Below are 24508 nucleotides of genomic sequence, written 5' to 3' on the forward strand. Positions count from 1 at the left end.
TTATTGTTTATCCCATTTTTGGGTTATTACACCTTTAGAAGTTAACTATTACTTAATGTATAATTAAAGGTGTCTTGCTCAGAGACACAAAATAATGTCATTAAGAAATTGTTAAGGCACCACTAGCCGAGGCATCACGATCCCAGAAGGATTGCCTCATAGGGAGAGAATTATGAGAGTTCCCAGCAGACGCACACTCCTGCTCGCAGGTGTTGCTGTCGTTGCGCTTAGCGGCCAGGCTTTGGCTCAAGACGCAAACTTCGGCTACATCGGCCAGCGCGATGACAGCAACCTTGCCTACCTTTTCCAGGAAGGCGCCAACAACGGCTTCGTATACCAGTACGGTAACAAGAACGTTTTCCTGCCTTTCGGTGACGCACAAAGCGGAACCAACGATCTTGGTGTAGAACAGCTCGGCAACAACAACTTCATCGGCGGCAACTTCCTCCAGACCGGTTCGAACACTGCGGGCCTTGCTCAGTTCGGCGCTGACAACGTTATCGATCAGTTCCTTCAGACCGGCCAGAACCGGGCTGCGATCTTCCAGGGCGGTCACGAGAACCTTGCCCGCAACATCCAGACCGGAAACGCCAACGAAACCGGCATCATCCAGCTGAATGGCGACTATACCGCGGCTGGCAACTATGCCATCAGCGAACAGACCGGCGGTAGCGAAGGCGCCTTCTCCGGCACGCTTCAGGCGGGTACAGGCAACGTAGCCTCCACGACGCAGCGCCTGGCCACTCAGGGTTCGACCGCGAACACCCTGCAGGTCGGCAGCGACAACTTCGCTTCCAATTCCCAGGTCGTCGAGATCTACTCGGCACCGCAGCTCGTAAGCCAATATGATATCGGCCAGGGTAACAAGGCCAATATCGCTCAGTTCGGCTCTGACAACGCAGGCATCAACGCTCAGGATTCGACCACCAGAAGCTCGGTCGGAATTCTGCAGGTCGGCGCTGAAAACGGCGCGACAAACGCCTACACGGGCGGTACGGAGCACGTCGGCACGATCGCCCAGTTTGGCGATAACAACACCGGCGCCAACGTCAGCCGCGACGGCACCGGCAACACGGCCGGCATCCTGCAGGTCGGCACAGGCAACATGGCCGGTAACACCTCGCGCGACGGCTTTGGCGACAACGCTTCGATCGGCCAGTTCGGTACTGACAACGTCGCCGCGAACGAACAGCGTGGCGCTACCAACCTTGCAAACGAAACCGGCGCACGTGCGGCCATCGTTCAGGTCGGCAAAACGAACCGCGCAGGCAACTCGCAGGTTGCACAGGCCGATGGTGCCAAGAACAACGCGGGCATCGTCCAGCTCGGCGACAACAACGTTGCTGCCAACAGCCAGACGGGCGGCAACTCCGGCAATGCCGGCATCCTTCAGGGCGGCGCAGGCGGCACGGCTGTCAACACCCAGGCGGGCGTTGCCGGTTCCAGCGCGGGCATCGTTCAGTACGGCGCAGGCTCCAACCTCAACCAGAACGTCGGCGCCAACGCCCAGACGACCACCGTTGGTGGCTCCGCTCTGATCGTACAGGGCAATGACGGCGGCGCAGTCAACGTTGCAACCAACACCCAGACGACAACGACCGACTCCACGGGCTTCATCGCCCAGGTCGGCTCGGGCAACACGGCTGGCAACCTTCAGGTCGCTTCCACGACGTCCAACGCTGCAATCGTGCAGCTCGGCGACAGCAACACGGCTGCCAACGTGCAGGACGTCTATACCGGCGTCGGCGGACCGATCGCTGGCACCAACCTGAATGCTGGGATCGCTCAGATCGGCGACGGCAACAACGCTGGCAACGCCCAGCAGGGTGCGGACAACAATGCCGGTATCCTTCAGGCTGGCGACAGCAACACTGCGGCCAACGCACAGGTCGGCGCCAACCTCAACGCTGCTATCGTTCAGGGCGGTTCGTCCAACGTTGGCACGAACACGCAGAACTCCGGCAGCTCGCAGGCCGCGATTGCTCAGTTCGGCACCTCCAACGCTGCTGCCAACGTTCAGTCAACGACCATTGGCCAGGCAGGCATTCTGCAGTTCGGCTCCAGCAACATCGCTGGCAACTCGCAGACCCGTGGTGGCGTAGTCGGTAATCCGAACCGTGCCGGCATCATCCAGGGCGGCACGTCCAACGTTGCTGCAAACGCCCAGGTAGACGGCCTCAACGATGCGGGCATCGCCCAGCTCGGCTCAGGCAACAACGCCGGCAATACCCAGACCGGTGGCGTCGACAGCCAGGCCGGTATTCTGCAGGTCGGTTCCGGCAACAATGCTGCCAACGTTCAGACGGCGACCGCCAACTTGAGCGGCGACACCAACACCGCTCTGACCGCTCAGATTGGTTCCGGCAACACGGCAGCCAACGTTCAGTCCGGCACGACCGGCGCTGCCCGTACCGGCCGTATCCTGCAGATCGGCGACACCAACACCGCGGGCAACGCCCAGACCAATGGCGATGCCCTCTCGGCAAACGTCATTCAGGGCGGCGTCGATAACGCGGCTGCAAACACCCAGAACGGCGGCCTGAACAACACGGCCAATGTTCTGCAGCTCGGCACCGGCAACATCGGCGGCAACGTCCAGACGGGCGGCGCGGATGCAACGGCAAACATCGCTCAGATCGGTTCCGGCAACGTCGGCGTCAACCTGCAGACGAATGTCGATCCGACGTCCGCACTCATCGTTCAGGGCGGCACCGGCAACGGCGCGTCCAACACCCAGACCACTGTCAACAACTCCACGGCTGCCATCGTTCAGCTCGGTAGCGGTAACGGTGCGGTCAACACCCAGACCGGCGGCAACAACCTGACGGCGCTGACGATCCAGGGTGGTACGGGCAACGCTGCAGTCAACACGCAGGACGGCGGCTACAACAACAACGCCCTTATCGCCCAGTTCGGTACGGGTAACGTTGCTGCCAACACCCAGCAGGAAAAGAGCACCGGTGTAACCGCTGCTGTTGTGCAGGTTGGTAACGGCAACCGCGCTCTCAACACGCAGGGCAAGAAGGAGACGGTCAGCTATCAGCTTGCTCCGGCAACTTCCACCGTCGTGTATGCGCCAGGCCAGAACTATACCAACTGGCAGTTTTGGAATCTGAGCGGCTCCTACAAGTGGGGCGTTGAAACCAGCCCGGTCATTGCTTCTGGCTCTGGTTCTGCTCCGGCCAAGGATTCGATCGCTGTCGTTGCTCAGTTCGGCGATAACAATACCGCTGCAAACTCTCAGGTTGGCAGGTTGTTGCTGCCGGCGTCTGGAACAGCTTCGTCCACCCTCACGACTTATCGTGCCGAGACGACATACAGCGGCTCCAGGATTGCGGGTGTATACAGAAACGGTTCTACGGCTCAAAAGTCCTCGACGACTGACGTTGTAGTGCCTTTCACCAACCCGCTTGGCGAAAGCTCTCTCCCGACGATTGCTTCGGCAGCTGGCATCGTACAGAGCGGAGATAACAACAACGCCTTCAACTTCCAGACTGTTGCCGCAGGTTCGCTTGCTGCCACGGTTCAGCTCGGAGACGGCAACTTCTCCAGCAACAACCAGACGGCCACCATTGGCGCGATTGCTGCTACCGTCCAGAAGGGCAACGGCAACTTCTCCAACACCACGCAGGAAGTCGCTCTCGCTTCGGCTGCCGGCGTTCTCCAGAACGGCAACGGGAACATCGCCACGACGACGCAGGTCGGCTCGCTGTTGGCTCCGTCTGCGGGCAACCTCTCGCTGATCGCGCAGAGCGGCAACAACAACGCCGCTCTCGTCAACCAGCCTGGCTTGGCCAACAACTCGCTCGTTGTCCAGAATTCCGCAAACAGCATCGCGCTGATCAGCCAGACCGGCAGCACCAACAACTCGGCAGTCTATCAGGCTGGCGCATATTCCAACGCCTGGATTTCCCAGCAGGGAAGTGCGTCGAACTCGGTTGTCCTGCAGATTGGTACCGGTTCGTCCGACGCGGAACGCAACCAGGCGTTCGTAGCCCAGCAGAACTCGGGCCAGAACTCTCTGGTCACGCAGATCGGCAAGGCCAACGTCGCGTACGTATCGCAGCGTTAATCAAGGCAGGGGGCGCCGCGAGGCGCCCCTTTCCCGGCCAACGGAGCGGACCGATGTATCCATGGGTTGATCGAAAAGCACTTTTGGTACCGTTTTTTCTGAATGCCCTGTTTGCAGATGGAGCGATCGCTCAGAGCAGCGATATCTATCTGGGAACAGTGACCGACGAACGGGTCACCCGCTGCGGCATCCTTGTCAACGCGGATGACATGATACGGATAGAGCCGTTTCTGGAAGGTCGGAAAGACCTTCAAGGCAGAGTGGTTCTTGATTTGATCAAGGACAGCGCAGCCGGCAAGAGCCAGTCCAGACAGGCAAGCGGGTTTGCGAACGGAGCCGCAGGAAAAATCCTCGCTTCGACCGGACGTCCCTCGGATGTGACGGTCGTACTGACAGCGACGGACCGATCCGGCAAGGCTCTGTGTGAAATGCGGCGGTCGATGAAATTCGATGCAGCACCGACAAAGATTTGAGAGAACGAGTGGAGGGCGTAGCCATGAAAATTGCAGGCAAGATGATCGCAAAGCTGAGGAGTGCACTCCTTGTTGCCAGTGTCGCCGCAATCGGCACCACGGCAGCGGCCGAAGGTCTCCTCGTAACGAACTACGAAACGAATACGGCGGCGGTGAAAGGGCTCATGGAGCCCATCATGCCGCTCATCAACAGCTCGACCGCTTCCAATGTCGGCATCATCCAGCTCGGTACGCAGAACAATGCCAATGCATCGATCGATGGCACGAGCAGTCTCGCACTGATCCAGCAGTCCGGCTCCAACAACCGCGCGGTCCAGGCGATCGAAGGTACGGGCTCGGCTTTGCTTCTGGTTCAGGGCGGCCAGAATAATTCGGTAGTACAGGCCAGCCAGGGAAATGATAATTTCCAGCTGGTCGGTGTTTCCGGCAATAACAATCAGATAGCTTACGTTCAGAAGGGCGATAACCTTGCCGGGGTTCTGGACGTGCGCGATTCCGTGAATTCGACGGTTGTGGCGATACAAACGCCGCAAAGCGGAAATTTCATGATGCCGACAGGGTTGCGCGGTCTTGAAAACAAGACTGTCGTTGTTGTTCCCGGTCGGATGTACGTTCTTCCAAAGCGCTAAGCGACAAACAGTTGGAGTTTGATATGAAAAATATGAGATATACTCTTCTTGCCGCAGCGGTTCTGCTTGCAGGCAGTGCACAAGCATCTCAACTGGTATACCGGCCGGTTAACCCGTCACTTGGCGGCGATCCGCTCAACGGCAGCTGGCTTCTCTCGCAGGCAACCTCGCAAGGAGACGGAGCAAGCCAGAGCCCTGGATTCACGATCGACTTTCCGGATTTTGGCGGCGTAACGCAACCGGTTCCTGATCCATCTACTTTGCCCGACGTGGACGGTTCGACCAGCGGAAACTGAGTGTCGACGTGGGGGCTGCATTTGCGGCCCCTTTTGCTTTCCTACCTCAACAATCCGAAGGCAACGCAGTTTCCAGCGTCGCCATGATTATTTTGAGATTAACGCTGGCGGATGACGGCAACGTTGTTGCGGCCCTGCTGGCTGATGAACGCATTATGACCGGTACCTGTCTGGGTGATCGAGGCAGCGTTCATATAACCGATCTGCTGTATGATGCCGATGTTACGCGTGCCGGTCTGTTCGATGGATGCCGTATTGAGCTCGCCACTCTGATAAGCCAGGGCGAGATTGCCGACCAGATTAGTGCTATCCATCGCCTTCGGCATCGACGAAATCACATCCATCGAAGGCTTGAAGATTGCAGCAGTATCCATCAGCGGAGCTGTAGTTACATAATTCGCGCTCGTCGCCTGCGGTACGTAGGCCAGGGAAGGAACGATAGGTCCTGCGGTAGCAGAAGATGCGGCCATTCCGAAAACAAGCGAAGCGAGAAGCATTACCGATTTATTGCGCATGTTTATTCTCCCTGTTTCTTTGTCGTTGGGGAGATAATTACGTGCGGAGTATAAAAATATACCTCACTAATAATGGTTATTATTATTGAAATATGTGATGGCCAATTCTACGCAACCAATTCATATATTGCTAAGCATGGTCCGGATACCTGTTTATCGTTCAAGTATTCGAATCTTCGATTTCGCTCCATGCTATCTGGATCGCGGCAAATTTTAGGGCCTGCCATAAACGGTAACTTTCTATGAGGTCGCGGGATATCCACAAGCTGCCCCCGTTACCCGATCTCTCCCAGCCAAGCAGTTGCCGTTCTTTTGCGCGGGCGAACACCCGCTGCGCATGGCTGCGCGATATTATATAAGCGCCGGTAATGTCCGATGCGCTGATGGAGCCGACCCAAATTCGGTCAGGCAGATCGATCTGCGGCGGTGTCCTCAGAAAGAGGTCGTGGAGAATGTTGCTGCCTGATTCAACCCACGCAAACGTGCCGACACTATCAGGCGGGTCAGACCACCCTTTTTCACCCAGCAGTATGCGTACCGCGCGCGGATGCGCCCGATAAAGAAGTTCAGGCTCGTTGAGGGAGCGTTCATGACGGGTGCCGCCATCCATCATGTCAAGTGACATCAGGTGACCGTTAAACCATCGGCAGACCAGTTCTTGCCCGGTTTCAGAAAGGAGCAGTGGCTTGGCGCGCTTGCCTGTATTGGTTTTGTCGTCGCTTACGAGGCCATATCTACGCATCTCCCCAAGATGAGAGACGATAGTATTTTTACTGACGGCACTAACCTCGTGCGCCGCAAAGAGCTTCAGGAGGTTGGCTGACGTCAAATTCGGCGCAGATTTTTTGCGGAGATGCTCGAAATACAAAAGCACGGCCCCTTGCGTCATAAGCCAGTTTGGCACGTTGGAGACATAGCGGGCTGTGCGAGGAGCGATCGTATTGAGTTCCAGCATCTTGCTTGCGGAGTCATGCAACGCGCGAGGAAAATCGCGCCGTGCGGCAATTGATAGGGCGAGGTCCAAGATATTCAAAGCAAATGCTCTAATACTACGCGTCTAATAATCCACGAAAGAATAATTCGGCATAACTTTTTATTGTAACATTATCTCTGTGTTCGCAATCTCAATTTAGTGAATAATTAATAATGCGATGGGCTCGATGCATATTTTGAAGAACGCCGCGACTTCATGATCGTTCCGGCCTTCATAGATGACTTCGATGATGGTGCTCCAAGGACCACAAAACCGAGAGGCAAGCCCCCAAATAGCCTCGCCCTCTTCCCCTATTCCAGAATATTGGTCTGACGCTTCAGAGCCTCAGAAATCGCACATCACCGATAAACGATTCCAGTGTCTGCAGGTAAGGTTGCACAGAAGGTGGAAATTTCTCCATTATCGGCTTTGGCACCACTAACGTTACTCTGGCGTCGAACATTTCTCTGAACTGCGTTTTAGAGATAGCCTCCTGCAGCGTAAGCAAATGTTTCTGTTGAACGCGATTGGCTTCGTTAAGAATCTGGCGCCAGCGGTCTTTCACCGTAGTCTTAACCGCAAGCATTCGCAGCCTGTCCTGAGGAAATTGCGGATCTTTGTAGGCCGATTCAGACGGAAACAGAAAATCTGGTGACTTCCCGGCTTCCGATTCCGGTTGATGCGAAAAGTCGGTTCCCTCAACCAGTTTCTCTTCCGTGAAAATCTCCCGGGCATGAAGCTCGAGCGACCGACCGGCACGGGATTTACGACGCTGAAGAATGGTCTGGGCTCTTGCAGATGCGGAGGTCTCGTTTCCAGTGCCGGTTCGATCCAGGTAGACAATCGTATTTGCATCTTCAATTGTGCTAATATCGTCGGCGGCTCAGCTTTTTGGGGACGCAACGCTTTTGAAGTCGAGAGTGATCAGCAGAGCGACCACGAACGCGGCGACGGTGGCAAGCAGAAATGCTCCGACGAAGAAGGCAAGCGCTCTTGCTGCGCCGATGCCCAGATCACGCATGAACCAACGCACCTGTGATTGTGCATACCAGCCCAGGGCAAACACCATCGCGATGACACCTGAGAGCGAACCTTTGCCTTCTGGCATGCTCAGAAAATCCAGACCCAGCACCAGTACGAAAGCGAAGGGTGCCGCGACGTAGCATTGGCTGAAGAAGGGCGGGCGGAGCGAATTGCGCGTGATACTGACCGTCTTCGATCGCAGAAGCGTAACGGCCATGCACAGGGGATAAATCCCGAAGATCACTCCTCGTGCGATGAGAAGGTTCGATCCAGACCCCAGTTCCCGGGCGGCTTCAGTCGGATCATAGACCGAGGGCAGAGACCCCGACAGTCCCTGCGAAAGAAGCAGAGTGATCAGCAGGAACAGCGGCGGGCTCAGAGTATCCTGATACTGGTCTTCAGGTTTGTCGGTGAGTTCGATGTCAGCGTAGCGCATCATGCTGAGCGGCCGCACGACCGAGCGCCACATCGTGACAGGATAGAAAACCAGCCATGACACCAGTTCGTATAGCAACTCTTCAAGCGACTTCAGCAGCTTCATGAAGTCCACGTGCCAATCCTTCCCGTCCTATTTCGTCCTGCGGATGCATCCTCTTACCAACGTCAGCGACCGACGTCACGTTGCTTTGGCTTCTTCGGCGGTTGCAACCATTGAGGACTTCGCCATTTTGGCTTCCCCCTTCGCGTGCTGCCGACTAGGGTAGGCAAGTGGAGTGCCTGGAACGATGACCGGATGTGGTCACAGGAACCCGAGCAACGCTGTCAGGGTGCGACGCCCTGAGGAAACGGTTGCGCATGCAGCGGACCACGAGGAGCCTTCCATGAAGATCGTGAAATCCCTGATTTTAGTCGTTGCCATGCTATCAGCCATGCCAGCGGTCGCCGACGACATGCGGCAGGAGACCGTTCGTTTCGCGCCCGGATCTTCGAGCGCGACAATCAAGGCATCCGTGAAGGCTATCAGACCGTCCGGTACGCGCTGTCTGTCACAGCCGGCCAGAAGATGAGCGTCCAACTCGATTCCCGCAATACCAGCCTCTATTTCAACGTCACCGCGCCGGGCGCCGATGCGGCGATGTATAACAGCTCGATCGATGGCAACGGCACTAGCATTACAATCCCGTCCAGCGGCAAGTACGTCATCGACGTGTACGTGATGCGCAACGCTGCCCGGCGGAACGAGACTGCAAGCTATGATCTCACCCTCTACGTCAAGTAATCAGATGCCGGGCCCCTGAGATGATGTCGTCCGATCGCGATCTCCAATTTTTACAACGGCAAACCCGTGGAGATCGACGGAATGGGCTGGCGCGTTCTCATGGCATCAGTGGCGATCGCCTTTCTGGCGCTCACCCTCACTCCGTTTCGCAGCTTCCCATACAATCTCGTTCCGGCGCTGGCCTTCGTCGGCATTCCGATCCTGGCGCTTTACAGGGTCGCTGGCAGATAATGGACGTGCCTGTTCCGGGTCCGTCGGCTTCCGAGCCGCAACTCTGATGGTGCTGTTCGGAGCGGCAACGCTGGCCGGATCCATGGCGATTGGTTGGATCTTGCAACGATTTTTCCAGATCAAGTCGAACCCGGTAGCAGATCGGATCGCCGCAATGTCGGCTTCTGAGATGGCCGCGACGCTTTTAGTAACCGGCATCCAGTTGGTCGGGGAAGAGCTGTTCGGAATACTTCATCAGCCGTCGTGGGAGGCGGCTGGATGACACCGCCTCAAGGTCGTGTCGATTGGGCCCGCGCAACCGGCTTTGAGGTCACTTCCGCCGGTAAGGGCATGAACTTCGAGCCGCGATACCGCTACTCTACGCCCGACACAGTCTAGAGCTTCTTCGGCTGGACCGAAGAAGAGGTTGCCAAAGGCGACTTTAATCAGTCCTCAGCCAGGGAGTCGATCGCGGCAAGCGTGCCGCTGCCAAAGCGCCCATCGATCGCGCCTTCATACTCGCCCAGTTCCTTCAGCCGCTTCTGGAATGCGCTGAGGAATTCCGGTACCCAGTCGGACCAATTCTCTTTCAGATCCTCGCGTGCTTGTTCATCCTTGCGAACGGCCAGTTCGGCGAGTTGTACAGACAGCGGAATGTCTTTCCTGGTTCCAAGGCCGCGTGAAAACAGGATCGCGAGATTGAGATTGGCGTAATGATTGCCCGCGGCCGCGGCCTTCTCGTACCACTTGCCCGCCTCCGCCGAATCCTTGGCGACGGATTCCCCGTTCGCGTACATCGCACCGATATTGTTCAGAGCTATTGCGTCACCCAGTTCGCCTGCCTTCCTGTACCATTTCATAGCCTCGGCAAGGTTCGGCTTGTTGCCCATGTCCTGTTCATAGAGCCTCCCCATGCGGCGCATCGCCTCCGCGTTGCCGAGGTCCGCGGCGGCGCGAAACCACTTCTCGGCCTCGGCGAGGGCGATCGGAGAGGCATTCCTGGCCAGCTTTCCCAGTTCCAGCATCGACTCAGTGTCGCCAGTCGCTGCGGCCTTCTCGTACCAGTCGCGCGCCTGATCCGTGTTGCCATCGAGATCGTGCATCTCCGCGATCCGGAGCATGGAGGGCACATGCCCCTGGTCGGCGGCCTTTCCATACCACTCCAGGGCACGTCGCCGATCCTTTTCGACGCCGTGGCCGATTTTATAAAGGAAACCGAGGCGCCACTGAGCAAGGGCAAAGCCGTGGTCCGCCGCCCTTGTGTACCAGCTTATGGCGTCAGCGAGCCGATCGGGCGGGGTATCCCCATAAAAGCCGTACTTCCCCAACCATGTGCGTTCGTTGCCGGGCCAGAATTCGCGCCTGACGCCGATCTGGAACTCGCCCTCAGGCCCCGCCTTCAGATACCATTTTTCCGCCTCCGCAGGGTATTTCGGCACGCCCAGGCCAAGGTCGTACATCTCCGCGATCTCGGCATTGCGGCTCTCGCTTTCACCAAAGGCAGCCGCCTTCAGATACATAGCGAGCGCCACGGCATAATTCCTTTCCGCAGGCGCGCCGGTTCGGTAAAGGTCTCCCAGCTGGTCGAGGCCCGCACCGGTGCCGCGGTTCATCGCCCGCTTGTACCATGCCATCGCATCCGCACGGCTCTTGGGCACACCGTTGCCGTCGCGGTACATGTCGCCCAAGGTCACCGCGGCCACCGCGTTGCCCTTTTCAGAGGCGGAATGCAGCAACCGCAGCGCTTCCGCGGTGTTCTGGCTGGGCGCCGAGGCCGAGAGGTGGAGGCGGCCGCGCGCGACCATCGCGCTGGTGGATCCCTTTGCAATCGCCTCGTCGAGCATCCGGGCGGCCGCCGCCTCATCCTTTGAAAAACCTGCCCGGCCGCCGAGGATCTGGTCGGCAAGGGCGACGCTCGCCTGCACGCTCCCGCCTTTGGCGGCACGTTCGAAATACCGCCGCTTCACGGCCTCGTCGCGCGCGGCGCGCCCCGCCTGGTATAATAGCCGGGGATCGTCAGGATGGGCGCCGAGCGCGGCCGTGCATGCCTCTTCCGCTGACCGCGGAATATTGGATTCGCTCTCCGAACCCGTGTAATTCGCGGCCTTCTGCGGGTCGTTGGGGTCACCCGCCAGGCGGTCGCATGTCTGCGCGGGTGTTTCATCCGCCGGCGGCTGTGCCGTTGCGACCTGCGGCTCGGGTGCTGCGGCCTGCTGCGGCAGAAGAGGCGGGCCTGCGGCAATGCTCCCGAAATGGACAGGCTTTGTTGTGTCTTTGTCGCCCATGCCATTGATGAAGGCGTTGAGGGCGGAAGCGAGGTCAGCGCCCGGTTGTGCCGCAGCCGATATGAAGCCGGTCGCATAGGCGCTCGGCTCATCCGCGTCGGCATGCAGCGTCTGTGCTTGCGAGACGAACACCGAACCCGCCGTCGTCTCGACCGGCGCAAAGACATTGTCCGCGTTGACTGAGGTTGTCCCTAGCCGCGTTGCCATCAAGAAAGGATTTTCCGATGCGGTGTTGACGAGCGCGACCTTCGTGCCGGCACGGGCCATGGAGGCAATCGCATCCTCGAGGTTTATCCCATCCAGCCTGACCGAGACGTCGCCTGACGGCCGCGCATCGACAGGCAGCAGGAAATTGTCGCTACCGGTCGCAAGGCCGTAGCCCGAAAAATAGAGGATGGCGATTTCCGCACCGTCCGAGCGCGCGGCAAAGCCGGAAAGAGCGTCGGCAAGTCCCGCTCGCGTGGGATCGACGACTGCGGTGGTTTCGAAGCCCAACTGCTCAAGCACCGACGCGATCAGGTCGGTGTCGGCGGCGGCGTGCGGCAGCGCGGTCGTGTATTTGTACTGAGCCTCGCCGATCACCAGCGCCACCCGGTCGGCGGCGGGCGCGGTGAAGGGTGTCAGCAGAGCAGCAACCGCAATCGGAAGGCAAAAACGTTTCATAGACATGCCCTCGCTTGGCTCACGACTTCCGGTAGACGTCAGGCAAAACACACAGCATCCTGTTGTTCTTCTGCGGCGTCATGTTGCAGACGATCCCCCGGACCTGCCAAGGCAGTTTCCTCGACGTTGCGATGCTTGTCGTGGTCTCGCCGGGGTTGAGTTCGATCGTTGCCCATGAACCGTTGCCGCCGGGCAGGCAGTTCCGTTCCTCGCCCACGTCGAAGTAACAGGCGATGACGGCAATCGGATAGGAGCAGCGGTTGGTGACCTTCACCCAGTCCCAATCGACAGCGCCGCGATTTGGCGCAGGCTGGAAGAGCGGGCAGTTGCGGTCCCCGTAGGGAGCCTTTGTCTTCATTTCCGGCAGTTGCTGAGTGTCGTCATCCTTGCCGTCGATCCGCTTTCGCGTGTCGCCCGTCCATTGGGGATCGACTTTGGCGCTGTCGGTCAGATTTCCGGAATCCTGCGGCTTGGTGGCGGTCCCGGCGGGTGGCTTGCTAGGCCGGGGCTTGGACTTGGACTTGTTGCGTGCGGCCCAGCTATCCCGCATGCACTGGTGCCATTCCGGCGTCCACCCGCTCAGGCCCAACGGATACAGCTTTATGTTGCATTGGTCGTAACGGCGATTGTATTCCGGCATGGTCTCGCCGGGGCCAGGCCGAACCCCGTCCTGAGAACTGGCGACAGTGGTGGAGAGCACCAAAGCCAAGAATATGCACAGGCCGCAAAGTGTATATCCCGCGAGAGTTTTCATGACCGCCCCAATTCTGTTCTGCAAGAAAACCCGGAGATAATCTTAATCCGAAGCCCATCCCTTATCTAATGCCCGCAATTTGTTAGAGTCCAGTATAAATCTCCTCTGTGACCGAACGTTGGACCGCCGGGCGCGTCTCGCAAATCTCCTTGATGCGTCGTTCGAGTGGGGCCTGTCCGGTGCGACAGGATTTTTAATGGTAGGTCGACGTGTCAAACTTCAGGACCTTGCAGGCCCGTCGGATCGAGATGCCCCAATCCACCAGCATCCCGTGTATCAGCTTGCGCTGCCGGACAGGCCGCAGAGCTAATGGGATGGTCCGCCCTGTCTCTCGAGAGCATAGTGGAGATGGGCAAAGGAGGGCCCTGATTATGAATCGTAACCAACCGCACGAGTGCGCCGTCTTTGGAATAGATATTGGAAAGAACCTCTTCCATGTCGTGGGCCTTGATTGCTCAGGCGCGATCATTCAGCGCGTTAAATTCCGACGTGAGACTTTGTTGCAGTTTTTCGAACGGGCGCACCGGACGCTTGTTGGAATGGAAGCCTGCCCGGGATCGCAATGGCTCGCGCGCAAACTGCAGACGATGGGCCACTCCGTCCGCATTATCCCTGCACAATTCGTCAAGCCCTATGTGAAGTCGAACAAGAATGACATCATCGATGCCGCGGCAATCGCCGAGGCTGCAACGCGGCCGACAATGCGTTTTGTTGGTGTCAAGCAAGCGGATCAGGTTGACCTACAAATGCTGCACCGGGTTCGTAGCCGACTGGTATCGGCCCGGACGAACCTGATTTGCCAAATGCGCGCCTATTGCCTCGAGCATGGCGTCGCGATGCGGCAGGGAGCTGGCGTATTCAAGGTTGACATTTGCCGGGTTATGGACGACCTCGACAATGATCTGACGCCTATGGCGCGATCTGTTCTACGAGATCTGCATGATGATTTCCGCCGGCTCGAAGCCCGGATCAGACAGGTCTCCGACGACATTGAGAAGATCGCCGATACCGACGAGCGCGCAAGACGCCTTATGACAATTCCTGGGATCGGGCCGCTTGGCGCAACCGCCATTCTTTCCGGGATCGGTGATCCGACACGCTTTTCCAAAGCCCGGGACGTTGCGGCCTAGCTGGGCTTGGTTCCTCGACAATATTCCACTGGAGGGAAGCAGAACCTCCTGGGCATCAGCAAACGCGGCAACAATTATCTTCGTCGCTTGATCATTCATGGAGCACGGTCATGCATGCTGCATCTTGATCGCGGCAAAGATCGTCTTGGCGTCTGGATCGATACCTTGCGACTGAGAATGCACGTTAACAAGGTGACCGTAGCTTTGGCTGCCAAGCTGGCCCGTATCGTTTGGGTTGTCCTGACAAAGCCGGGGGCCACGTACATGCGTCAGGTCGCAGCTTGACCCAATCGCCTTTCTGGCCGTTGAGGCCGGACAGATTGCGAGGTTCGAGGGTGATGACGAGTCAGGGCGGTCTATCTTTAAATAACTGTATTTTATTTGCTATTTTGAATGGTTTTTTGAGTGTGTGTAAAAATGTGCGTGTGAGGAGTGGAGTCTTACGCTTGCGTTCACGGAGATGTGATTGGTCGTGGTGAACTCTACTCCTCTATCCGGTCGGACACGTTGACGTTGGTGTCTTCGTAGTCAATTTCATTGGCGCCGCATTCCATACAATAATCGCAGCCCCAGTTTTCGCTATAGGTCCATCTACATGCCCATCCACATGCTGGGCAAAACTCTTGCGGATTTACATCTGCCCATCGCCAAGGGCTGGCGAATTCAGGTATTCCTTTGCAGTCGTATGACACTATTTCGAATGGATTGTCTCCAACTGTCAAATATGCACGGGACGAATATCGGTGCAGTGCTGTGATGACATCTTCGGGAAAAATTTCAAACCACTCGCCGTTTTCTCCCCTCCTGTCTGCAAACAGACGGTGAAGGTCCGATTCAATTGTTCTGTCTTCACGTTCGCCCTCACTTTTGATCTGTCCCATCAAAGCGATTGTACGCGGGTTACCAGTTTGCAGCTCTGCTCTTCGTCGTTCGACATTGTTTGAAAATCCGATCTTGACTGAGGGTGGATCGGCTTTGTCCTCAAGTTCGGTGAAGAAATATACGACCATGTTGCGGTTCTCTATTCTGTAGCAATGTCGCTAAATTCTTGGCCCTTGACGAGAATACGCAGAACAACCACGTCATCGTTCTCTACGACGAACGCCACGCTGGCGCTGCGCTCAAAGCCAATAATGCGGAGACCGGAGCGCACTTCCTCACGAACGGTACCGCGCTCAGGAAAAACATTCAGCGAACTTAGAAAGCCGCTAATGCGGTCAATGTAGCGGTCGGCGGTAACGGGTGAGCCGGAATTCTCAACGATGCTGGCGTGTATCCGCACGATGTCGGTCTGCGCCTCGGGCGACAGGCGCACAGCATAATATTTCATTTAATCGCGGCCTTCACCCTTGGCGATGCGGGCGCGGACGCTCGCCATTCCTTCATTGAGCGGAACGGCACGGGCAGGGTCAGCTTTGTGGGCGTCGTAAGCTGGCGCGACTTCATCCCGCAGCCAGCGCTCTACCGCAGCGTCTCGCGCAGCAAGGGTACGCAGACCATCACGAATGACCTCGCTTTCGGTGGCATATTCACCGGATGCGACCTTGGCCTTGACCATTTCGGCCATGTCGATGGGTAAGGTAATGCTCAGAGATTGGGTGGTGCGCATGGTCGTCACTTTCGTTTCTAGGCTTTTATACCATGCGACACGATTTAATCCTACACTTTCCTGACGGTGTTCGCGGACCCTTTGGCGTGGTTTAATCTCACGATTCGAACGCGTGCTGCATAGGCTCTCCCTAGGAAAGGGAGAGTTGCTGGTTTTCTGCTTCGCGCTTTCGCCATAATGCGGAATTCGCCGCAGCATCAAGTTCGGCGATGACAAAGGCCAGCGGCCCGCCCGCCTGCTCGAACTCTGGGTCCGTGAAATGCGAACGGTAGCCGGTTTCTGTAACGGGTAGGGGGCAGCGCGCGGGGGGGCGATGGTGGTGATGGTCAAGTGGCAGGGCCTATAGCCCTCGAAGAGTAGCCAGTTACGCTCGGTTGGGTTGCGGTCATGCAACCTTGCCCATCGGCGAGATGGGGTGTGCAGGCGGCAAGAAGAATCCGTCCGGTTGGTGCGGGCGCACAAGTGTAGCGCGGAGCCTAGGACGGGCGGATTGTGCTTGCCGCGCGCGGAGGGACTGGCCCCTTAGATTAGGTAGCACCGGCTCTAAAGGGGCCTTGATCCTCCTATTGACTCAGAATCATTGCACGGGCAGGATGTGCTTGGCCTCACGCACAGGCCGGAGTGCCCATCACGCGAAGCTTTGCAGTGCGATATTCGATTACCATGACTGATACCGTTCCATTGGACGGGTCTGGTCGGCAGTGGGCACCCGGTTGGATTCGTTTTCAACAAGGAATGGATCATTATGGCCACCGACACTCTCAACACATTCAGATATACCGCCAAGAAGATTGCTAAGATACGTTGCATCAAGCACATAGAAGGCTTGGAAATTGTCGCGCATGCACTGGGGAAACCTCATTGGCGCGGACTGGTCGAAGCCTATAAGCAGGGCTGGCGACCTACACCCGAGCAACTCGCCAATCTACCGAATTTGCTTTCGGTCTATGCAGACACACCTGCAATCCCAAATCGCGACCAGAGCAATGATTTCACTGTGTTCGGTGACAGACTCGCCTTTACCCGTTGGGTTCCTGACGATGTAAAACCGATGGAAGCTGATGAAATTTATGGCGAGCTTGACGGCCATAAATTCTATTTGGCTGGAGACGAGTTCGAGGTGGCCTTTGGTTCGCAAGGCTGGGAGATCAGCCTTGATCAGGCACCTTCAGCCAAGCCGGAGCTCAAGCGCTTGGGCGGGCGTGTCAAATCGGTGGATGCACTTGAGCCAGCCTTTATCGAAAACGCCACTCAATTGCTCATGATCCGTGCGCGCCGGATGCATGCCGAGGTTGCTGCCGATTGGCCACGGCGTTCGACCATGCCGGACAAGCAGGGACGGGCGCTTCATCCTTTGGGAGGCGGATTGTCGGCGGAGTGGCACTGCCTCCATTGCGACGGCGTGCATGATGGGTATGCCATGGCCAAAAATCTGTGGCACTGCACGAAATGCGGGGCGACACCCATCGACATTTTCCCCGAACCGTTCTGGAACGGGGTTAAGCAGCCCGCTTGACGGATATGTGGAAAGGAAGGCGTAGGCATCTACGCCTTTCTTTTTCGGTCTAGTATTCCTCGGCCAGCATGATGGTAAGTACCCGCTTGATGACAGCGGGATTGGCTGGGTCTTCCGAACCGTATTGCTTGGTGGGGTCGTAGTAGTCGATTTTCCAGAACACCTTATACCCATCAATGGTCACCGCGCCGAAATCATGCTCTCCGTACGGATCGTTGTCTGGTGTAAACGTGTCAAAGCCTTGTACGGCCTCCACGATGCGGGATTGGGTGATATCCGGCAGGTTCTGGATGCCGGAGGTCAGAAGCACGGTACCGGTGAGCCCGGTCCTACGGAATATGTCATTCAGTTCGCGAATGCGGTCGGTTTGAGTGGTTGTCATGGTTTTATCCCTTGTCCTGATTTCTTTCGTAGGACAGGGAAACAGGCCCCCGTCCTGCTTCCCGGAGCCGCGCGAGCGGTGGGGTTGGAAGGGGACCACAGGGATTCGCGGGGAACCGGCTGCACGTAATGCAGCACAGCGGAATGAAGGAAGCTGGGCGGAAGACCTGTTTGGGGGAGAGAAGGGGCAACGCCACTCGGCTCCCTTGAGCGAACAGGCTGTGAGGATCTCTCCGCTTATTTTGTTGCTGAGGATACCCTTGGTAGAGCGTCAGGGCCTAACCGCGGCCTTTGTATTAACGAAGCAATATTTGGAGTGTTAATGCTACAAAATACGCTAATTATTAGAAATAATTATTTAAAATCAGATTATTAAACGTTTTTTTATAATCGCAGATAAGCGTGACTTGCTTTGGTGTGCGCTTGTGACTAGTCATGGAGAAATGAAACGTTTAGTTGTGTTTTTCTCTGTTGTTTTTGCATTGGGTGTCGCTGCCTTTATTGGTTTTTTGCCTGATCCGGACAGGTTTCGTCATAACATCCCATGCGGGATTGAGGTCGAGCGGTCAGGGTTTGCCGTTTCTGATTATACAGGCATTGGCGGTCCCGGAGACTTCTTTGCGATATTTGCGGTCTTCGATCTTACGGAAAGTAACTCAGAGCAAATCAAAAAAGGTGGGACGCCTTTTCTTGAGGGATTGAGATGCGAGAAAGCAGCGACTCCTCATCAGGAATGGCCGCGCGATTATTTTTCATGGCGAGAAACACCAATTTTACTGAAATCCCGTTTCAATGCCAAAGCGTTCGAATCAATTAGCGAATATCTGTCGCAACGCGAGATAGACCTTAGCATCGCACCTGAGATTCTTACTGCATCTGAGAATGCGCTATCATCTAAAGGAAACTTCGTAGGTCAGCAAAACAACGGGTTTTTGCTAATCGTTCCTGACCAACGCAGAGCTTATTACTTTTACTCCAACTAGGTTTAGTCAAGAATTACCGTATATTCGTACACCGATTTAAGTATCCAAAACGCTATATATAAATTTCTTTATGGGACGTTCGATCCTATTAATGATTTAAACGGTCACGATGAGAGAATTCGTGAGGGTACGAGCTCAGGTGACAATATTTCTGTCGGATTGCAAGCATTCATGATTGACGGTCCGGGGAGATATATCAAGCCAAACAATTTCAGTATTGTTTCGGCTTTTTTTGACAATTCGATCTCTCTGGACGACGGGTCTTACAGTCTCTCGGCTTTGATGGGCGTGAACGGCTTTGGCAGTAAAAGCGCTACCGCATCGATTAGAACGTATCCAATTGATATAACGTCCGACGACTACGATACTCGTGCGTTTGTTTGGGGTACTACAGGATATAGCATTAGAAACGCTACCTTTACCGTCCAGAACGGCGTGCGGACAATCGAATATCTTGAAATTATTGCAGAACAGGAAAATTTTGATTTCACGGGTGGTCCAGGAACCAGCTACATAAACTCAATACTAAGTGACGTCGTTGATCCAATGAAATACTCTGGAATGGCGATAGAAATTTCTGCCAGAGTAGATTGTTCTTGGCTATGATCTGAGTGCTTGATTGTTTGATGCAAAAGGCCCATCGGGGCCTTTTGTGTTCTTGCGAAGAGGGATTTTATTCTGTTACATGAAAGTTACACGAAATCTGTTCGACGGGATGCAGTGGTTGTAATCTATTGAAAAACATGGTGCTGGAGAACGGATTCGAACCATCGACCTACGCATTACGAACCGAGTCAGTTGATCGACATTCTGTAAATCCTGGTTGAAAGCGGGCTTCGTGCCCGAAGAAGCTGTTTGGAAACAGAATGTGCGGATCTCATCAGGGCCTGGCTGCAACAGCAGTCCACTCGCGAGAGGCCGGATACATTTACGCAAACTGCTATCGCCGGAACCTAAAATCCTTGCAATGACAGGGCGGACCATACATTTCGGCGGATGACGTCCTGGAGCATCCCATGGTCCAGTGTCAGATCGGCGACAACCTTCTTTAAGCGGCTGTTTTTTTTCTTCCGAAGCTTTCAGACGACGCATCTCGTCCGGCAACAGGCCCGCATACTTCTTGCGCCAATTGAAATAGGTCGCCTGTCTGCCCGCCTTGCGGCAAATCTCCGCAACCGGCACGCTGTCATCGCCCTGCTTGAGAATGAACGCCTTCTGGGCGTCTGAAAAATTCGATGCCTTCATCGCTTCCGCTCCTGTTCCCAGCCGGGAATTAAACGCGGAAAATTCCAGTAATGAACGATCCAGTTTTTGGGGATCAGAGCAATAATCCCAGCCCTTTCGTGATGCTCCGAGACAACGTGTGTTCACGTGCGAGCTCGGCGCGGTGTAGTCTCTCCGCCAGAGCCGCAATGTTTTTGACCCGCTCAATGTTGTGAACTGTGTCAGCCGCAAGTCTGAGTGTTGGCGTGTCGATGTTGCGCAGGTCTGCTTTGCCGAACCTCTGCTCAAGGGCGCGGACCACTGCGGCAGCTTCCTGCAGGGCTCTTTGACCATCTTCCGAGCCTGCCATCTGCCTGAGGGCGTCTGGCCTGTCCTGGTGGGGCAGGGCATCGAAGGCTTTGAGGAGGGCTTCGCTGCGTTTCGAGATCCCCGGCACTTCGACCACGTCGCATTTTTCGCGCGCCCAGGTTTCGGTGTCGCGTGCGAGGGTGAGCTGCCTTGCCCACGTGTCGGCTGCGGCTTCGACATGGTTTCCCAATGCCCGGGCTGAGTGTAGGGCCTGTTTGCGCTCCGTGCTGTCGCGGAAGATGCCGGCGCTGCCACACAGGGGCCCGAACTGTTCGGGACGCTCCCTGACGGCTCTGGCGAGAATGGCGGGCTCGGCCGTGCCGTCCATGATGTGTTTCCTGAGTGTCGCCGCAGTGGCGAACGGATCGAGATAGACGTTGGAACCAACGGAACGGACGACCTGCATATCCCGCTCGAGATGCGGCAGGGCCCTGTCACGGGCTACCTCGTCAATGCTGCGATAATAGTCGGTGATGGCTGGAATAAGCGGGGGCGGATTTTTTTGATGGGGATGATGCAGGTCGTTGTGTTCACCGATCGGTGGTCGCGACTGCAGCAACCCGCCAGCCACCCCGGCATGGTGTGTCAGTCGATAATCCTTCTTTGCATCGGTCGATTGACGCAGCTCGTGTTGCGGTTGCTCGACAATGACCTTTGCGTCGTCGACCCGCCCCATATCCTCCCCAAGCCCGCGCCGCTCTGCGAACGCATTTGTATAATCGAGCGTGGTTTCCTTGAGGCCGTAGCGGCTCATGCTGGCGGTGAGGTTCTTCATGTCTTTCAGTTGATCACGACCGGCATAGAGCGTTGCCTGATGGCGATGCCGTGTCATGGCGACATAGGTGAGATGACGATCCATGGTGGTGGAGGCCATGAGAAAGGTCCGGTCAACCGTTGCGCCCTGTGCCTTGTGAATGGTGGTGGCATAGCCATGATCGAAGGCCTGGTAATCGCGAACTGGAATGGACAGGATCCGACCGGCGTCATGAGTGCCTGACGATCCATCGAGCCGGATGTGTACGGCGTTTTTCCCGACGGTTTCCACCGTTGCCAGCATGCCATTTTTGACACCGAGATCGCGGTTGTTCTGCAACAGCACCATGCGATCACCGGCGGCAAAGGCACGGGCACCATTGACGGTTTCGTAGATGATCTCACTATTCGGGTGCGGGGCATTTTGATGAGAGGCAATATTGATCCTGTCACTTGCCGGCGACGTTCCTTTTGCCAGCAGTCCTTCCGCCTGCAATACCGATCGGATCGCATCGTTGATCGCCCGGACATCGACACGACGATGAGCAAGAGCAAGGCGTGATCCTGCTGGATTGTTAATCCGGTCGGCAACGTAATCGCGCACCAGATCAGCCGTCGCCGCGTCCCGGTCTGCGGCGAACATGATGGCACCACGCTCTGCGTAATGGAAAAGTCTGTCTGCCGTGCGATGGGTGGCAAAGGCTCTGGATGCCAGGCGCTGCCAGTCCTGTTTCTGACGACGGATATCTGTCAGTTCGACGGCACCGATCCGCTCGACAAGAGCGCGAAACGGAGATCCCGCACCGATCGCCTGCAGCTGTTCGTGATCACCAACCAGGACAAGTTTGGCACCACGTGTCTGTGCCTCGTTGACGAAGCGCGCCAGCTGTCTGCTGCCGATCATGCCGGCCTCGTCGATGACCAGAATGTCGTCACCGCCCAGCATACCTTTGTCGTTTGTCCAGCCAAGCTCCCATGCGGCAAGCGTGCGTGAGGCAATGCCGGAGGAGGCGGTCAGGCCAGCGGCGGCTTTGCCGGCAAGGGCTGCCCCGTGAACGCAGTAACCCTGCAACTCCCAGGAACGGCGTGCGGCAGACAGCATGGTCGACTTTCCGGCACCGGCAAAGCCGATCACCGCGGCAATCTGCTGTGGTCCGCTGATGTGGCGGATGGCGTCCTCCTGCTCGTCGCTGAGACCGGCGCCTCCCAGTTGTTCATTCTGCTGTGCGATCGCACGTTCCACTGTGACGTCCCTGACCGGGTGGCGACTGGTCTTTGCCATATGGGTGGCAAGCGCTGCCATGCGGTGTTCGGTTTCGATCATCTCCCGGGTGGAATAGCGCGCCAGTTCACCGTTCTGTTCGGCCTGCAGTTCGACCAGCTGCGGTGAGGCCATGACAGCGGCAAAGGCCCGATGGAAGGCTTCCGTATCGGTGATGTAGCGGCTGAGTGTTCTGGCGATATGGTGACGGTCGAAGACGCTGCGTTCGCCGGTGATGAGCGACAGGATCTGGTCCGGGCGGCGCCGGATCAGCTCGGCGTTTCGGTGGGCGGCGGCGGCATCGATGCGAGATCTCGAGACATCCATGCCCCGCTGCTTCATCTGCGAAGCGTGCACGCCGACATGTTCGGTCGGTTCGAGGTCAAGGCCACGATCGGGATGGGAACGATGATCGACGCGGCGGTCGAAACCGGCCTGCAGCAGATGGCGGTTGATGTGGTCCGCCAGCACCTGCCGGACCTCGCGCATCTGCATGTGCGAGGTGGGGAGTGCGTTGGCCAGTAGCCATCCGTTCTCGCGCTCGATCAGCGATTTATCCGCAAAGCCGGTTGCCGTGATGACACGGGTGGTCATCATTACATGGGCATGGACATTGCGGGCGTCGTGCCTCTCATGGTGCTCACCTTCACTTTGCAGGGCACGGTCAGAGACGGTGACAGACGCCCTGGCATGGACGTTGCGTTTAACATTGACAGGGACATGAATGGCGAAGTCGACAGCGGTGCCAAACCGGTTGGCAAGATCGGTTGCAAAAGCGCGTGTCAGCGACAGTCTCTGCGCGTCATTCAGCTCATGGGGAAGAGCGATTTCGAACTCGCGGGCGACACGGGCATCGAGGCGGCGCTCAGCGGCTTCGGCTGCATTCCACAGCGTAGAGCGATCGCGCGCCCAGCTGGCATCGATGCCGTCGGGAAGGACAATCTCGCAATGGGCGACACCGCGTTTTGCGGTGAAGTCATAAAGCACATTCTCGCGTTCGTTGATGATGCGGCTGGCGGAGCGATAGGCGATGGCCGCAACCGCACTCCTGCCGGCACCGCGGGAGACCGGCTTCATGCTGCAATGGTAGATTGCCATGCCTGCCTCCACCGCAAAAGGAAGGAGCGTGGGCTGATCGTTGCCCACCCCGTTGCCTGCCGGATCGCCGGCGCCGCATTAGCCCCGGGGCCAGCGCATTCCGGGGCACTCGCCGGGGCAACTCGTAAGTGCGCCCTTGGTCCTTTCTGTTTTAGCGGGCCCAGTGGGATCGCTCTATTGTAGGATTCACCAGTATGCGGTTCGAAACGATGCCCGCTACCATGGTTGCCGGATGGAAACGGCGCTCATGGAGGCGGGAATGGCAGATGCGATGACGCGCAGGAAGGTGCAGGTTTCAGCGGACGGCAGAGCACGGATCCGGCAGCACAGGGCTGCACCGACACCTGTGCTGGCAGTGCTGATCGATGGGGACAATGTTTCGTCGAAGATTGCTGATGAGCTGTTTGGCGCCATTGAGGGTCTGGGGACAGCTGCAGTCCGGCGGATCTATGGTGACTGGACAAAGGCCAGTCACCGCGGCTGGAAAAGCAAACTGGCCGATCACGCCATTCAGCCTGTTCAGCAGTTTGCCACCCTGTCGGGTAAGAATGCCACCGACTTCGCCATGATCATCGATGCGATGGATCTTCTGCATCGGGGACGCTTCGATGGCTTTTGTCTCGCGACAAGCGATAGCGACTTCACGAGACTTGCCGTGCGCATTCGTGAGGAGGGGGTGGCTGTGCATGGTTTTGGCGCAAGGCATACCCCGCGATCGCTCATTGCCGCCTGCAGCAGCTTTACGCAGTTCGACCAGATAAGGCCATCGGTTGAGCGACAGTCCCTCTGGCCGGTACCGGCATTGGCGATCGGCATGCCAGACAGGATTCTGGAAATGATCGAGGCTGCCGTTGTTGCTACTGCCGATGATGATGGATGGGCGACGCTGGCAAGGGTCGGCCTTTATCTGGCGCTCCATGAACCGGGCTTTGATATGCGCCATTATGGCTTTACCAAACTGAGCAGGCTTGCCGATGCCTGTCCGGTACTTGATGTGCGGCGCACTGGCGATGCGGTTGAACATATCGGGGTGCGACTGCGTCAGGACAGAACCCTTCTGCGATCCAATGGAGCAGGCCATGGTGCGTAAGCC

At 57.0% G+C, this 24508-nt stretch carries 23 protein-coding genes and 3 pseudogenes; 12 read left to right on the forward strand and 14 right to left on the reverse strand.

Going from position 1 to position 24508, the window contains the following annotated elements:
* Positions 1 to 172 precede the first annotated feature (172 nt).
* The 4 genes from N7578_RS05235 to N7578_RS05250 all read left to right on the forward strand — a co-directional run bounded on the left by N7578_RS05235 (position 173) and on the right by N7578_RS05250 (position 5470).
* The gene (locus N7578_RS05235) at positions 173 to 4072 is read left to right on the forward strand and encodes a hypothetical protein (protein WP_311109239.1); all 3900 of its coding nucleotides are present in this window, start codon (positions 173 to 175) and stop codon (positions 4070 to 4072) included.
* 83 nt (positions 4073 to 4155) lie between these two features.
* Complete coding sequence (gene csgH, locus N7578_RS05240; RefSeq protein ID WP_311109240.1) at positions 4156 to 4545, forward strand: curli-like amyloid fiber formation chaperone CsgH; 390 nt, start codon at positions 4156 to 4158, stop codon at positions 4543 to 4545.
* Between the two features lie 23 nt (positions 4546 to 4568).
* On the forward strand, positions 4569 to 5174 hold the full coding sequence (locus tag N7578_RS05245) for a hypothetical protein (protein WP_311109241.1): 606 nt from the start codon (positions 4569 to 4571) through the stop codon (positions 5172 to 5174).
* A 23-nt stretch (positions 5175 to 5197) separates the two neighbouring features.
* On the forward strand, positions 5198 to 5470 hold the full coding sequence (locus tag N7578_RS05250; RefSeq protein ID WP_311109242.1) for a curli assembly protein CsgF: 273 nt from the start codon (positions 5198 to 5200) through the stop codon (positions 5468 to 5470).
* Positions 5471 to 5568: 98 nt separating this feature from the next.
* On the opposite strand, the gene N7578_RS05255 is transcribed toward N7578_RS05250, so the two are convergent.
* From N7578_RS05255 to N7578_RS05275, 5 genes are all read right to left on the reverse strand, one after another.
* Positions 5569 to 5985 carry a hypothetical protein gene (locus tag N7578_RS05255; RefSeq protein ID WP_311109243.1) on the reverse strand — a complete coding sequence of 139 codons (417 nt, stop codon included), beginning with the start codon at positions 5983 to 5985 and terminating at the stop codon, positions 5569 to 5571.
* A 160-nt stretch (positions 5986 to 6145) separates the two neighbouring features.
* Positions 6146 to 7018 (reverse strand): hypothetical protein, encoded by an 873-nt coding sequence (locus tag N7578_RS05260; protein ID WP_311109244.1) that lies wholly within the window; start codon positions 7016 to 7018, stop codon positions 6146 to 6148.
* Between the two features lie 277 nt (positions 7019 to 7295).
* Positions 7296 to 7829 (reverse strand): type II restriction endonuclease, encoded by a 534-nt coding sequence (locus N7578_RS05265; RefSeq protein ID WP_311110062.1) that lies wholly within the window; start codon positions 7827 to 7829, stop codon positions 7296 to 7298.
* 12 nt (positions 7830 to 7841) lie between these two features.
* Complete coding sequence (locus tag N7578_RS05270) at positions 7842 to 8522, reverse strand: permease (protein ID WP_422646689.1); 681 nt, start codon at positions 8520 to 8522, stop codon at positions 7842 to 7844.
* A gap of 198 nt (positions 8523 to 8720) precedes the next feature.
* Positions 8721 to 8996, reverse strand: a complete 276-nt coding sequence (locus N7578_RS05275) for a hypothetical protein (protein ID WP_311109246.1) — start codon at positions 8994 to 8996, stop codon at positions 8721 to 8723.
* On the opposite strand from N7578_RS05275, the gene N7578_RS05280 reads away from it, so the two are divergent.
* The 3 genes from N7578_RS05280 (at position 8985) to N7578_RS05290 (ending at position 9693) form a co-directional block, all read left to right on the forward strand.
* A complete protein-coding gene (locus N7578_RS05280; protein WP_311109247.1) occupies positions 8985 to 9200 on the forward strand; it encodes a hypothetical protein in 216 nt (71 codons plus the stop codon). The two genes, N7578_RS05275 and N7578_RS05280, sit on opposite strands and share 12 nt — an antisense overlap.
* A gap of 81 nt (positions 9201 to 9281) precedes the next feature.
* Positions 9282 to 9431 carry a hypothetical protein gene (locus N7578_RS05285; protein WP_311109248.1) on the forward strand — a complete coding sequence of 50 codons (150 nt, stop codon included), beginning with the start codon at positions 9282 to 9284 and terminating at the stop codon, positions 9429 to 9431.
* Between the two features lie 46 nt (positions 9432 to 9477).
* Entirely contained in the window at positions 9478 to 9693 is a 216-nt protein-coding gene (locus tag N7578_RS05290; protein ID WP_311109249.1) for a hypothetical protein, read from the forward strand.
* A gap of 163 nt (positions 9694 to 9856) precedes the next feature.
* Here N7578_RS05290 and N7578_RS05295 read toward each other — a convergent pair whose 3' ends face one another.
* The 3 genes and pseudogenes from N7578_RS05295 to N7578_RS05305 all read right to left on the reverse strand — a co-directional run.
* Positions 9857 to 12358 carry a caspase family protein gene (locus tag N7578_RS05295; protein ID WP_311109250.1) on the reverse strand — a complete coding sequence of 834 codons (2502 nt, stop codon included), beginning with the start codon at positions 12356 to 12358 and terminating at the stop codon, positions 9857 to 9859.
* A gap of 19 nt (positions 12359 to 12377) precedes the next feature.
* Complete coding sequence (locus tag N7578_RS05300) at positions 12378 to 12998, reverse strand: hypothetical protein (protein WP_311109251.1); 621 nt, start codon at positions 12996 to 12998, stop codon at positions 12378 to 12380.
* Positions 12999 to 13242: 244 nt separating this feature from the next.
* A pseudogene (locus N7578_RS05305) lies at positions 13243 to 13419 on the reverse strand (IS3 family transposase); the annotation flags it as partial.
* 61 nt (positions 13420 to 13480) lie between these two features.
* Here N7578_RS05305 and N7578_RS05310 point away from each other — a divergent pair.
* Positions 13481 to 14527 (forward strand): annotated as a pseudogene (locus N7578_RS05310) (IS110 family transposase).
* 197 nt (positions 14528 to 14724) lie between these two features.
* Here N7578_RS05310 and N7578_RS05320 read toward each other — a convergent pair.
* The 3 genes from N7578_RS05320 to N7578_RS05330 are packed head-to-tail and all read right to left on the reverse strand — an operon-like array spanning position 14725 to position 15851.
* Entirely contained in the window at positions 14725 to 15252 is a 528-nt protein-coding gene (locus N7578_RS05320) for a GIY-YIG nuclease family protein (protein WP_311109252.1), read from the reverse strand.
* A gap of 11 nt (positions 15253 to 15263) precedes the next feature.
* A complete protein-coding gene (locus tag N7578_RS05325; protein ID WP_311109253.1) occupies positions 15264 to 15572 on the reverse strand; it encodes a type II toxin-antitoxin system RelE/ParE family toxin in 309 nt (102 codons plus the stop codon).
* Positions 15573 to 15851, reverse strand: a complete 279-nt coding sequence (locus N7578_RS05330; RefSeq protein WP_311109254.1) for a type II toxin-antitoxin system ParD family antitoxin — start codon at positions 15849 to 15851, stop codon at positions 15573 to 15575.
* 745 nt (positions 15852 to 16596) lie between these two features.
* Here N7578_RS05330 and N7578_RS05335 point away from each other — a divergent pair.
* Positions 16597 to 17367 (forward strand): hypothetical protein, encoded by a 771-nt coding sequence (locus tag N7578_RS05335; protein WP_311109255.1) that lies wholly within the window; start codon positions 16597 to 16599, stop codon positions 17365 to 17367.
* A 49-nt stretch (positions 17368 to 17416) separates the two neighbouring features.
* Here N7578_RS05335 and N7578_RS05340 read toward each other — a convergent pair whose 3' ends face one another.
* Complete coding sequence (locus N7578_RS05340; RefSeq protein ID WP_311109256.1) at positions 17417 to 17749, reverse strand: DUF3768 domain-containing protein; 333 nt, start codon at positions 17747 to 17749, stop codon at positions 17417 to 17419.
* A 442-nt stretch (positions 17750 to 18191) separates the two neighbouring features.
* Here N7578_RS05340 and N7578_RS05345 point away from each other — a divergent pair, with 442 nt between their 5' ends.
* Positions 18192 to 18731 carry a hypothetical protein gene (locus N7578_RS05345; RefSeq protein ID WP_311109257.1) on the forward strand — a complete coding sequence of 180 codons (540 nt, stop codon included), beginning with the start codon at positions 18192 to 18194 and terminating at the stop codon, positions 18729 to 18731.
* Between the two features lie 171 nt (positions 18732 to 18902).
* The gene (locus tag N7578_RS05350) at positions 18903 to 19337 is read left to right on the forward strand and encodes a hypothetical protein (RefSeq protein ID WP_311109258.1); all 435 of its coding nucleotides are present in this window, start codon (positions 18903 to 18905) and stop codon (positions 19335 to 19337) included.
* Positions 19338 to 19720: 383 nt separating this feature from the next.
* On the opposite strand, the pseudogene N7578_RS05355 reads toward N7578_RS05350, so the two are convergent.
* Positions 19721 to 19976, reverse strand: a pseudogene (locus tag N7578_RS05355) (transposase); the annotation flags it as partial.
* 73 nt (positions 19977 to 20049) lie between these two features.
* Complete coding sequence (traA, locus tag N7578_RS05360; protein WP_311109259.1) at positions 20050 to 23415, reverse strand: Ti-type conjugative transfer relaxase TraA; 3366 nt, start codon at positions 23413 to 23415, stop codon at positions 20050 to 20052.
* 259 nt (positions 23416 to 23674) lie between these two features.
* Between traA and N7578_RS05365 the strand changes: the two genes are divergently transcribed.
* Positions 23675 to 24505, forward strand: coding sequence for an NYN domain-containing protein (locus N7578_RS05365; RefSeq protein ID WP_311109260.1), 831 nt, complete (start codon positions 23675 to 23677; stop codon positions 24503 to 24505).
* The last annotated feature ends 3 nt before the right edge of the window (positions 24506 to 24508 follow it).

The organism is Agrobacterium tumefaciens (assembly GCF_031801495.1).
Taxonomy (GTDB): Bacteria; Pseudomonadota; Alphaproteobacteria; order Rhizobiales; family Rhizobiaceae; genus Agrobacterium; species Agrobacterium tumefaciens_K.